At 47.5% G+C, this 12062-nt stretch carries 13 protein-coding genes; 1 reads left to right on the top strand and 12 read right to left on the bottom strand.

The window, feature by feature from the left end; genetic code table 11:
• Positions 1 to 60: 60 nt before the first annotated feature.
• Positions 61 to 1524, bottom strand: a complete 1464-nt coding sequence (guaB, locus tag BCV39_RS20635) for an IMP dehydrogenase (RefSeq protein WP_048669208.1) — start codon at positions 1522 to 1524, stop codon at positions 61 to 63.
• 269 nt (positions 1525 to 1793) lie between these two features.
• Here guaB and xseA point away from each other — a divergent pair, with 269 nt between their 5' ends.
• Complete coding sequence (gene xseA / locus BCV39_RS20630; RefSeq protein WP_102431889.1) at positions 1794 to 3140, top strand: exodeoxyribonuclease VII large subunit; 1347 nt, start codon at positions 1794 to 1796, stop codon at positions 3138 to 3140.
• A 92-nt stretch (positions 3141 to 3232) separates the two neighbouring features.
• Here xseA and ureG read toward each other — a convergent pair whose 3' ends face one another.
• The 11 genes from ureG to urtC form a co-directional block, all read right to left on the bottom strand.
• Entirely contained in the window at positions 3233 to 3871 is a 639-nt protein-coding gene (gene ureG, locus BCV39_RS20625) for an urease accessory protein UreG (RefSeq protein ID WP_017062498.1), read from the bottom strand.
• A gap of 46 nt (positions 3872 to 3917) precedes the next feature.
• Positions 3918 to 4598 carry an urease accessory UreF family protein gene (locus BCV39_RS20620; protein WP_102431888.1) on the bottom strand — a complete coding sequence of 227 codons (681 nt, stop codon included), beginning with the start codon at positions 4596 to 4598 and terminating at the stop codon, positions 3918 to 3920.
• A 42-nt stretch (positions 4599 to 4640) separates the two neighbouring features.
• On the bottom strand, positions 4641 to 5237 hold the full coding sequence (locus BCV39_RS20615; RefSeq protein WP_102431887.1) for a HupE/UreJ family protein: 597 nt from the start codon (positions 5235 to 5237) through the stop codon (positions 4641 to 4643).
• A 73-nt stretch (positions 5238 to 5310) separates the two neighbouring features.
• The gene (gene ureE, locus BCV39_RS20610) at positions 5311 to 5763 is read right to left on the bottom strand and encodes an urease accessory protein UreE (protein WP_102431886.1); all 453 of its coding nucleotides are present in this window, start codon (positions 5761 to 5763) and stop codon (positions 5311 to 5313) included.
• 116 nt (positions 5764 to 5879) lie between these two features.
• On the bottom strand, positions 5880 to 7583 hold the full coding sequence (gene ureC / locus BCV39_RS20605) for an urease subunit alpha (RefSeq protein ID WP_102431885.1): 1704 nt from the start codon (positions 7581 to 7583) through the stop codon (positions 5880 to 5882).
• Positions 7584 to 7623: 40 nt separating this feature from the next.
• Positions 7624 to 7959, bottom strand: coding sequence for an urease subunit beta (locus BCV39_RS20600; RefSeq protein ID WP_004735120.1), 336 nt, complete (start codon positions 7957 to 7959; stop codon positions 7624 to 7626).
• An 11-nt stretch (positions 7960 to 7970) separates the two neighbouring features.
• Positions 7971 to 8273, bottom strand: a complete 303-nt coding sequence (gene ureA, locus BCV39_RS20595; RefSeq protein ID WP_102431884.1) for an urease subunit gamma — start codon at positions 8271 to 8273, stop codon at positions 7971 to 7973.
• 132 nt (positions 8274 to 8405) lie between these two features.
• Positions 8406 to 9353, bottom strand: a complete 948-nt coding sequence (locus BCV39_RS20590; protein WP_102431883.1) for an urease accessory protein UreD — start codon at positions 9351 to 9353, stop codon at positions 8406 to 8408.
• Positions 9350 to 10045 (bottom strand): urea ABC transporter ATP-binding subunit UrtE, encoded by a 696-nt coding sequence (gene urtE, locus BCV39_RS20585; RefSeq protein ID WP_102431882.1) that lies wholly within the window; start codon positions 10043 to 10045, stop codon positions 9350 to 9352. The genes BCV39_RS20590 and urtE overlap by 4 nt, the downstream gene beginning before the upstream one ends.
• 1 nt (position 10046) lies before the next feature.
• Entirely contained in the window at positions 10047 to 10889 is an 843-nt protein-coding gene (gene urtD, locus BCV39_RS20580; protein WP_102431881.1) for an urea ABC transporter ATP-binding protein UrtD, read from the bottom strand.
• A complete protein-coding gene (urtC, locus tag BCV39_RS20575; protein ID WP_102431880.1) occupies positions 10886 to 12058 on the bottom strand; it encodes an urea ABC transporter permease subunit UrtC in 1173 nt (390 codons plus the stop codon). Before urtC ends, urtD begins: the two co-directional genes overlap by 4 nt.
• Positions 12059 to 12062 lie beyond the last annotated feature (4 nt).

Genomic DNA, 12062 nt, shown 5'->3' with positions numbered 1-12062 from the left:
CGGTTGGTATATTAATGTGCCGACTCAATCAGCACATTATTCAAACGTTTGGACGTATTATTAACCTAAACGGTAGTTAGGTGCTTCTTTCGTGATTTGAACATCGTGTACGTGAGATTCTTTCATGCCCGCACCAGAGATACGAACAAACTCAGCTTTAGTACGCATGTCTTCAACAGTTGCAGAACCCGTAAGGCCCATGCTTGAGCGTAGACCGCCCATCTGTTGGTGAACGATCTCTTTTAGACGACCTTTGTATGCGATACGACCTTCAATACCTTCTGGAACAAGCTTGTCTGCAGCGTTGTCAGATTGGAAGTAACGGTCAGAAGAACCTTGAGACATAGCGCCAAGAGAACCCATACCACGGTAAGACTTGTAAGAACGACCGTTGTAAAGGATAACTTCACCTGGAGCTTCTTCAGTACCAGCGAACATTGAACCAACCATCACACAAGATGCGCCAGCAACGATAGCTTTACAGATATCGCCAGAGAAGCGGATACCGCCATCTGCGATTACTGGAATACCGTATTCGTTAGCGACTTCAGCTGCATCTGCGATTGCTGTCACTTGAGGAACACCAACACCAGTAACGATACGAGTCGTACAGATTGAACCAGGGCCGATACCTACTTTAACCGCACTAACACCAGCTTCGATAAGAGCACGAGCGCCAGCGCCAGTTGCTACGTTACCACCGATGATTTGTAGATCAGGGTATGCAGCGCGAGTTTCGCGGATACGGTTAAGTACGCCTTCAGAGTGACCGTGTGAAGAGTCGATAAGTAGAACGTCTACGCCAGCTTCAACTAGAGCAGCAACGCGCTCTTCGTTACCAGCACCAGCACCAACAGCTGCACCTACACGTAGGCTGCCGCGCTCATCTTTACAAGCGTTTGGTTTACGTTCTGCTTTGTGGAAATCTTTTGCAGTGATCATTCCAGTTAGTTGGAAGTCATCATTTACAACAAGAACTTTTTCAACACGCGCTTCATGCATTTTCTCTTGAACTTCTTCACGAGTTGCACCTTCTTTAACAGAAGCAAGGCGAGCTTTAGGCGTCATTACTACATCAACTTTCTTAGAAAGGTCAGTAACAAAGCGAACGTCACGGCCAGTAATAATACCAACCAATTCGTTTGTTTCAGTAACAACAGGGAAACCGGCAAAGCCGTGTTTTTCAGTTAGGGCTACAACATCAGCGATTGTCGCGTCAGGGTTTACAGTTACTGGGTGAGAAACCACACCTGCTTCGTAAATTTTAACCTGGCGAACCATTTCAGCTTGCTGTTCAATAGACATGTTCTTATGAATGAAGCCTATTCCGCCTTCTTGTGCCAGTGCAATCGCTAGGCGAGCTTCTGTCACAGTATCCATCGATGCAGAGATCATTGGGATGTTTAGGGAAATATTCTTCGTCAGCTGAGTGCGAAGATCAGCTGTATTAGGGAGAACGGTGGAGTGTGCTGGCACTAGCAGTACGTCGTCGAATGTCAGCGCTTCTTTGGCAATTCTTAGCATTTGCAATATCTCACAATAATAGGAGTAAAAAGAAACAATCCAATCTCATCGTTTCGCCTAATGAGGGCAGCCAATTAAGGAAAATCAAACTGCATTTGGATTAGATATTGCGGACGGATTATACGGCCAACGAAATCGCTTGGCTACACATTTTTGTATTTTTAATTTGCATTTACCCCCTTGCTATGTATTATATTGCCGCTATCTTCCATACTCACGCCCTGTGAGATTCCAAGAAAGACCTTCCTTCAAGGAAAGATAGTGCTTCTATGACTAATCCAAACATCTTTACTGTTTCTCGCCTCAACTCAGAGGTTCGTCTCCTATTAGAAAACGAAATGGGAATAGTCTGGCTCGTTGGTGAAATATCAAACTTCTCTGCACCTGTATCTGGTCACTGGTACCTCACGCTTAAAGACTCTCGCGCTCAAGTTAAGTGCGCCATGTTTCGTGGCAATAACCGCCGAGTCACTTTTAAGCCTCAGAACGGTAATCAAGTGTTAGTCAAAGCTCGCCTGTCGCTTTATGAGCCACGCGGTGACTACCAACTGATCATCGAAAGCATGCAGCCAGAGGGTGACGGTAAACTTCAGCAAGAGTTTGAAAAGCTTAAGATGAACTTGGCGGCGGAAGGCTTATTTGCTCAGTCCAGTAAGCAAGCTCTTCCTGAACATCCAAAACGCGTTGGCGTCATCACCTCTAAAACCGGTGCAGCACTGTTTGATATTCTTGATGTCCTGAAAAGACGCGATCCTTCATTGCCTGTTGTGGTTTACCCGACCATGGTTCAAGGCGAAGAGGCGGCAATTCAGATTGCTCAGGCGATTGGGCGTGCCAATGAGCGCAATGAGTGTGATGTGTTGATCGTGGGTCGTGGCGGCGGTTCGTTAGAAGACCTATGGTGCTTCAATAACGAGATCGTAGCTCGCACAATCGCTGCAAGCCAAATCCCGATTATCAGTGCAGTTGGCCACGAAGTTGATGTCACTATCGCCGATTTCGTCGCAGATATGCGCGCTCCAACACCATCAGCAGCCGCTGAATTGGTTAGCCGTGATAACAGCCATAAAGAACAAGCTTTTGCGTCTAAACGTGCTCGCTTAGTCAGTGCGATTCGTCATGTGTTAATCAAACAAGCGCAATCAACTCAAACATTGAAGTACCGCTTAGAGAAGCAACATCCTAGCTACCAACTGCAAAAGCAGAGTCAGCAGCTTGATGACCTAGATATGCGTTTGCGTCGTGGTATGACTCAATACCTAAAGCAGCATGCACAGCGTGTTGAACGTAAACAGCACCAGCTTCAATTGAACTCGCCAATAAAGCGCCTTGGCGAACAGAAGCTACATCTACAACGTTCAGAGCAAAAGCTATTAGATGCGATGGATAAAACGTTACTAACGACTCGCCACCAGCTCGCTATGGCTGCAGAGAAGTTAGAAACCGTTAGTCCACTAGCTACCCTAAAGCGTGGCTACAGCATTACTCATTCAGCATCGAGCAAGACGGTATCATCGATTAACGATGTCGAAGTGGGCGAAGTGATCACCACCCAAGTTGAAGACGGTGTTATTGAGTCGCAAGTGACCACAAGAGTCGCTAAGAGCGAGCTTTAAGTTCGACTCGAACGTTTAAAATCAAAAAGCCCTATCGATAATCGACAGGGCTTTTTAGTCTCTAACGGCTTAAAAAATCAATGATTCCAACCCTACTCAGTAGTAGAAGGTTCCTTCATGGTTAGCATCCCTTCGGTCACAATAAAGTTGATGATGAAGTCTAGCCCTTGGCTCTCTTTGAGGTTGGTAAACACATAGGGCTTGGTTGGACGCATGCGTTGTGTGTCTTGCTCCATCACCTCCAATGATGCGCCAACATACGGTGCTAAATCGATTTTATTGATAACCAACAGATCAGATCGTGTAATACCTGGGCCACCTTTACGTGGGATCTTCTCCCCTTCCGCTACATCAATCACATAGATAGTCAGGTCAGCTAATTCAGGGCTAAACGTCGCACTGAGGTTGTCGCCACCACTCTCTACAAACACCACATCGAGATTCTTATGTAACTTAGCCAGCTCTTCGACTGCCGCTAGGTTCATCGAGGCATCTTCACGGATCGCAGTGTGCGGGCAACCGCCGGTTTCTACACCAATAATACGATCTGGTTCCAACGCCTCTGCTCGCGTTAGGATCTTGGCATCTTCTTGGGTGTAGATGTCGTTGGTTACTACGGCAATGTTGAGCTTGTCGCGAATCGCCTTACATAGCACCTCTAACAACGCTGTTTTACCAGACCCTACCGGGCCACCAATACCAATTCGAAGTGGTTGCTTATAACTTTCCATTGTCTACTTCCTTATATTCTTTTTACTACACCGTTCAAGCTGACCGCTACGAACGAAATAGTCGTGTGTATTGTGTTTCGTGCAGTGAACTTGCTAATGCCATTGATGGCGAAAAGCTACCTATCATCCAATCTTCAATCTTGCGTGCTTTCTCAATCACCTCGGGAAAGGTGTTAGTGATATTAATCAGTGCCAACTGCCCGTCGGTTTGGCCTAAAGGCACCAATTTGACTCCTGCGGTAACGATATTTTCAAGCCAGCTCCATAAGTAACCTTGCTTGAGGCTTTCTAAATCAATGCACCAATGCTGAGCCGCCATACACATGCCCAACAGTTGGTTTGGGTAACTATCAACAGAGTCCACCAGCGAAATATCGATATCCAAGCGCTTCAACAAGGTGTTCAATGCCTGCCCACGCTGCTTTTCTTCCGCTCGCAATTCACTGGTTTCGCGGCTTGAGTACAAGTAGTTACACCAATGCTCAATTTCATCGAGTTCACCCTTTTCTAGGGCATGATAAAGGCGCTCTAAGATAGGTAATTCCAAGGTCGCGACACTGGAACTGACGATAGTATTAAGCCACTGTTCCATACTATCGCGATTGGTTACCCACCCCGCTTCAACCGCTAACTCTAAGCCTTGCGAGTATGTGAATCCACCAATCGGCAGTGACGGACTGATCAATTGAAACAGACGATAGATGGCAACATTTTCTGTTGTGTTCATAATCGCGCCCTCAGTCTTCTAGAATCGAAAAAGTTCGAGAGCTTACGCGCCTAACAGTAATAATGCGCTAGCTGAAGCCACACCAACCGACATCCATTTAGAGTAAACCGCGCGTCCAACCGATGTACCGATAACCATAAGAGCCAAAGCAGTGATGCTCATGCCTGCTGCAAACTGAGTTAGGTTGCTCGCAGCTTCAACGCCGTGTGCGTAACCATGGAAAAACAACATAGCAATAGAAGCGACTAATACGCTGTTTACACGCTTGGTTGATGGTGAGAATACGTGCCATAGGCAAAGGCTGACGACGAACAGAGAAGCGATAATGGCTGGTTCAACAATTACAGAGAAACCTAAGGCTTGGCCTGCGATAAGCCCAACCACCAACGAAGCCAATCCACCGCCAATCAAAGCGGCTTTTATCTTGGTTGAAAACGACAGTGCGCCAATTAACAGACCAAAAGCGATCAGCATAATCAGGTGATCGATACCTGTCACAGGGTGAGTTAAGCCAGACATAAATGAGTGAGACTCATGAACCGAATGCGAACCGTGCCCCGGGTGAGCGAAAGCCATCGTGGATGTTGTTAGAGAAGCCAGTGTGAAAGTACAAAAGCCAGCAGCTGTTTTAAAGTTCATCGCGAGTTCCTTGCGTTTATAATTATTGATATCGTGGTTGTATCTATAAATGGATGAGTCTCAAATGACTCGATTAATGATGGTGATGATGACCACCAGAGCGACCGCCATAAGCGCCGCCTTCTGGTTCAAACGGTTGTTTTTCGGTCGTCACTGTCGCGCCCAAACCTTCAACCATTTCATCCAAAACATGGTCGTTTTGATAACGAACCCAGCCCGCTTCCACTTGCAGCGGAACATGTCGGTTACCAAGGTGATAAGCAACACGAGTTAACAGATGCGAGTCTTCACAGTAAACGGTCGACACGGTTTCCGGCGCCGCTTTCACTTCGACAGTTAAGCCACACTCACTAGTCAATTGTTCTCCACCACGCAAAATATGACCGCGTGGTAGAAACAATCCAGCATTGCGCCCGTCATCAAGCATCACCTTAAGACGGCTTTTAATGCGACTATCGATCGGCAGACTTAAATAGCCGTCCGGTGCATTTTGTATTTGAGTATTTAGTTGAGTCAGTTCAATCATGCTATTACCTCAATCTCCTTGTGAGATTTATAACGTTCAAATTAGGAGCCCTCAGCCAAGAGCTAAAATACGAGCTTCAGCTAAAGGACTTAAAATAAAAGCCTTCAGCCGAGCTATTAAAATAAAAAATATCTTTGAGCCATTGGCAGTTCTTCAGCCGGCTCACACGTCAGCAGTTCACCATCAGCACGCACTTGATAAGTCTGAGAGTCGACCTCAATTTTTGGCATCCAATCATTGAGCTTCATGTCGGCTTTGCTGATGTTTCGGCAGTTACTCACAACACCAATCAAGCTCTGCAGACCCAATTGTTTGTCGATGTTCTGTGCCTTGGCTTCTTTAGAGACAAACAACATTGATGTGTTCTGACATGCCTTGCCGTAGCTACCAAACATCGAGCGATAGTGAACTGGCTGAGGTGTTGGGATTGAAGCATTTGGGTCACCCATCGGCGCCATGGCGATCATACCGCCTTTCAAAATCACGCTCGGCTTCACACCAAAGAAAGCAGGTTTCCACAGCACGAGATCCGCGAGCTTTCCTGCTTCGATAGAGCCGATCTCATGTGCCATGCCGTGCGTGATCGCAGGGTTAATGGTGTACTTAGCGACATAACGTCTTAGGCGGAAGTTATCGCTGTAGTCAGAATCTTCTTTTAGGTTGCCACGCTGCACTTTCATCTTGTGTGCGGTTTGCCAAGTACGTGTTACTACCTCACCTACGCGCCCCATCGCTTGCGAATCCGAAGCGATCATCGAAAAGGCTCCTAAGTCATGAAGAATATCTTCTGCGGCAATGGTTTCACGGCGAATGCGCGATTCAGCGAACGCGACATCTTCAGCAATTGACGGTGACAAGTGATGACACACCATCAACATGTCTAAGTGCTCATCGACCGTATTGACCGTATAAGGTCGCGTTGGGTTAGTCGAAGAAGGCAGAACATTTGGTTCACCTGCCGCGCGGATAATATCAGGAGCATGACCACCACCCGCACCTTCAGTGTGATAGGTATGAATCACGCGATCACCGATGGCACCAAGTGTCGATTCCACAAAACCAGATTCGTTCAGAGTATCGGTGTGAATCGCAACTTGTACGTCCATCTCGTCTGCAACACTCAAACAAGTATCAATTGAAGCGGGTGTTGTTCCCCAGTCTTCATGCAACTTCAAACCCACAGCACCCGCTGCCACTTGCTCACGCAGTGCTTCCGGTTGGCTAGCATTGCCTTTCCCGAGTAAACCAAAGTTCATTGGGAATTGATCGAGTGATTCCAACATACGATGCATGTTCCACGGTCCCGGTGTACATGTGGTCGCGTTAGTACCGGTGTTTGGCCCCGTGCCACCGCCTATCATGGTCGTAACACCCGACGCCAACGCTTCTTCAATCTGCTGTGGGCAGATAAAGTGGATGTGTGAGTCGATGCCACCTGCCGTGAGGATCGAACCTTCACCTGCTAAAATCTCTGTGCCCGGACCAATCACTATATCGACGCCCGGTTGAACATCGGGGTTACCCGCTTTACCCAACGCTTGAACTCGGCCGTCTTTGATAGCGACATCGGCTTTTACGATGCCCCAGTAGTCCAAAACAATCGCATTGGTGATCACCAAATCAGGAGTTTCGGCACTTGGACGTTGACTTTGCCCTTGTCCATCACGAATCACTTTACCGCCGCCGAACTTCACTTCGTCACCGTATACGGTGTAATCCTTTTCAACTTCTAGCCATAAATCGGTGTCAGCAAGACGCACTCGGTCTCCGACTGTTGGCCCAAACATTTCGGCATAAGCCTGTCTGGATATCGTCGCCATGTTCAATCCTTTGTTATTTTCATTGTTTCCGTGAGAGCGCTTAGAGCTTGCCCATCACTTTCCCTTGGAAGCCGTAGATCTCTAACTTACCGGCGTAACGCACTAACTCGACACTGCGCGACTGACCCGGTTCAAAACGGGTGGCGGTGCCTGCTGGGATATTGAGTCGAAAACCTTTAGTGGCTTCTCGATCAAAAATCAGCGAAGGGTTTGCTTCATAGAAGTGGTAATGAGAACCAATTTGAACAGGACGATCGCCAATGTTTTGAACCTTTACGGACGTCGTGTCTCGACCTTCATTGAGAGTGATGTCACCGGGAGCGGTTTCTACTTTTCCGGGTACGAAGCCTGAATATTGTTTGGTGGAACCAGCCATATTACTTCTCCCTACACGATAGGTTCATGAACGGTCACCAACTTGGTGCCATCAGGAAAAGTAGCTTCGACTTGTACATCTGGGATCATGGAAGGGATCCCCTCCATAACGTCATCGACGGTAAGCAGTGTGCGTCCAAAATCCATCAATTCCGAAACGGTTTTACCCTCACGGGCACCTTCAAGAATGGCACTGCAGATCAGCGCAATAGATTCTGGGTAGTTGAGTTTTAAGCCTTTTTGTTTGCGCTGCTGTGCCAGCATTCCTGCGCAGAAGATAAGTAACTTGTCTTTTTCTCTTGGTGTTAATTCCATTTAGCCACCCGCTGTTAGTGTTGTTTTCTTATTGCTCAAAAAGCATGAGCAGTAAGTGGGATTCAATCACAGCAAGCTTGAAAAAATGTACCGAGGGCCGGAAGGCGCCCCCGGTACAAATAGGGCTAATCGCTAAGTCGCCCAAATCCTTGGTAAATCAGGAGTCGTACCACATAAATGAGAGCGAGTTGCTTGCCAAATCTGACCAAAGGCTTGGAGGATATCCTCACTCCAATTCCCCAAGGCTCGCACCACAATCAATCCTTCTATCTGAGTAGCGCCCAATATTAATGTGGGTTCACTCGACGTTTTTGATGTAACTGATTGCTGTGAAGCTTGCTGTGTAATAGATAAGAGCAAGCTCTGTACCAACTCTAAATCTTGCTTCTCATTTGAGGTGATATAAAAGGTTCCCATCATTGAAAAATCAAGTAACCCCATATTTATCATCAACTTATCGCCACCATGAAAATTAAAACCTTCAGTCAGAAGCCTTTGATTATCAAGATAGATTTCCGTTTTCCCAACAAGGTGACCTCGCTCAAATCCCTCATTCTGTGCAGGTCGTCCAAAACAGTGCATCTCCCACCCCCAAAACTGTGCACCCTTTTCTAGACGAATTTCAGTGTCTAGGCGCACGTGTGCATTGGGGAAAAAGATGTTCTCTTGCGGCATCCATTCCAAGCGCGCACCTTTCTTGACGCGCAGGGTTTGCTTCTGCTTGGCGTACTTATTGTTAGAACGATAGAACTTGGTCGCACCGGGTGTGGTGATCAACGTATGAGCACCGCTTTCTACGGTTGCCTCAATATTAAGAGTGTCACCACCTACCACTCCGCCGGGGGGATGAAGTAAGTAGGTGTGACACGTTTCCCCATCAGGATACAAGGGACGTTGCACCGCAAGCGGACCAGACTGCTGACGATTCTTTAATACGGTTTTGTCACCACGGTCGACAAAGGTGAGGTTTAAGCTCGCCTGCCAACCATCTCGAATATCTTGTTCGATGGTCTCATTCAGAGACAAGGCTTCTACTAAAGAAGCGTTCCTTACTTCATTCGGAGAAAAGAGAGAATTCATACGGTTAGGTACTCCTTAATCAAGGACTCATTGAGCCCTTTCATTTCACCTTCAGCCACCTGACGGCCACGGTCGAGAATACAAAAACGGTCACCGACTTTTCTTGCAAACGGCAACTTCTGCTCAACCAACAAAACCGTGAGTCCCATTTTCGCGTTGAGCATACGAATGATGTCGCCAATCTCTTGCACAATATTGGGCTGAATACCTTCTGTTGGTTCATCCAAGATCAATAGCTTTGGATTAACCACCAACGCACGCCCAATTGCGAGTTGCTGCTGCTGACCACCGGATAAGTCACCACCGCGGCGATGCAGCATCTCTTTCAAGACAGGGAAGATATCGAAAATGAACTCTGGGATCTTACGATCGCCCTTCTCTCGAATCGGCAAGCCAACCTCTAGATTTTCTTGAACAGTGAGCATCGGGAATATCTGACGACCTTGCGGCACATAACCGATCCCTTGGCGAGGACGATCCTCGGCGTCGGTTTTTAGTAACGACTCACCCGATAAAGAGATGTCACCACTTTCAACCTTAATCAGCCCCATGATACATTGCAGCAACGTAGTTTTACCGACGCCATTGCGGCCCATTAACACCGTGCATTTACCCTCTGGGATCTGCATATCCAAGTCCCACAAAGTGTGGCTCTCACCGTAATATTGATTAACTGATTTAACCTCTAACATCCTATTCTCCGAGATAAACTTGTTTAACTTCAGGGTGAGCCTGCACTTGGTCCATGGTGCCTTCTGCTAACACGTGACCTTGATGAAGCACGGTGACATGGCTAGCAATCGAACGAACGAAATCCATATCGTGTTCAACCACGACCACTGAGTGCTTACCTGCCAGTGAGTTAAGTAACTCAGATGTGCGGTCCATCTCTTGGTGAGTCATACCTGCAACGGGTTCATCCACCAGCAACAGCCTAGGGTTTTGCATCAGTAACATGCCGATCTCTAACCACTGCTTTTGCCCGTGAGACAGGTTGCCTGCCAAGTTAGCCGCTTCGTCTTTTAAATGAATCAGCTCAAGCACAGAGGTCAGTTTGTCTTTCTGCTCGCCAGACATCACGGCAGTGAAAGTCGCCCACACTGAACGATCGCCGGCCATCGCCAACTCAAGGTTCTGCCACACGGTTAAACATTCAATTACGGTCGGCTTTTGGAACTTACGCCCAACACCTGCATTGGCAATTTCAGCTTCGTTCATCTTGAGTAGATTGATGTTCGAACCTAACCACACTTCGCCAGTGTCTGGCTTAGTTTTCCCGGTGATGATGTCCATCATGGTGGTTTTACCTGCGCCATTAGGGCCAATGATGCAGCGCAGTTCGCCCTCTTTGATATAAAGATTGAGATCGTTTATCGCTTGGAAACCATCGAAGCTTTTATTAACGCCTTCCACGTACAACAACACGTTGTGACGGGTATCGATGGCAGGATGAATATCGGGTTTAAGGTAATCAAAAACTTCGTCTCGACGAGTGAACTCCTGAACCGACTCTTTTACGCTGTTAAATGTGGTCATGCGATCGCCTCCTTGCCTTTATGTTGATCATCCTTATCTTGTCCTTCGCCTTTTGCATTCGATGCCTTGCGTAGCTGTTGCCATTTTTCGCTAACAAAGCCAATCACACCTTGTGGGAAGTACATGGTTGAAAGAACGAATAGTCCACCGAGAGCGAATAACCACACCTCTGGGAATTCAACGGTAAACCAGCTCTTGGCGTAGTTGATGATCAGAGCGCCAACGATGGCACCAAACAGAGTGGCGCGGCCGCCTAAGGCAACCCAAACCACAATTTCAATCGAGTTAAGCGGTGCAAATTCACCTGGGTTGATGATGCCGACTTGAGGCACATAGAGCGCGCCAGCAATACCCGCGATAACCGCAGACAAAACGAAGACCCATAACTTGATGCCATCGACGTCGTAACCCATAAAGCGAGTGCGAGACTCGGTATCACGAATCGCTAAGGCCACACGTCCTAATCGACTGGTCACGACCATGCGACACGCTATATAGCTAAGGATGAGCGAGATACCCGTCGCGACAAACAGACCAATCTTGACCGCATCACTCTGTAAACTCAGGCCAATGATGTCTTTAAAATCCGTCAGTCCATTGTTACCACCAAAGCCCATCTCGTTGCGGAAGAACGCCAACATCAAAGCGTAAGTTAACGCTTGAGTCATGATCGAAAGGTAGACACCAGACACGCGAGATCGGAAAGCCAAATAACCGAACAAATAGGCCAATGCGCCCGGCACCAACACCACCATTAAGCAAGCAAACCAGAATTGATCAAAGCCCTGCCAGAACCACGGCAACGCTGACCAATCAAGGAACACCATGAAGTCAGGCAAAATAGGATCGCCATAAACCCCACGATCACCAATCTGGCGCATTAAGTACATGCCCATCGCATAACCGCCAAGCGCAAAGAAAGCACCGTGGCCTAAGCTCAATATTCCGAGGTAGCCCCACACCAGATCGAGCGCCAACGCCAACATCGCATAGCTTAGGTATTTGCCCATCAGCGAGATAGTGAAAGTCTCGACATGAAGCGGGTGTCCACTTGGTAACACGGTATTAGCCAGTGGGATTAGAATCACGGCCGCAAGAATGGCAAGGATGGTCAGTTGACCACCTTTATCACCACGCATCGCCGAAAGTACAAATGATTTAGACTGCATGATG

Source organism: Vibrio sp. 10N.286.55.E10, from assembly GCF_002872555.1.
Lineage (GTDB): Bacteria > Pseudomonadota > Gammaproteobacteria > Enterobacterales > Vibrionaceae > Vibrio > Vibrio crassostreae.
This window is presented reverse-complemented; position numbering and strand designations above follow the sequence as displayed.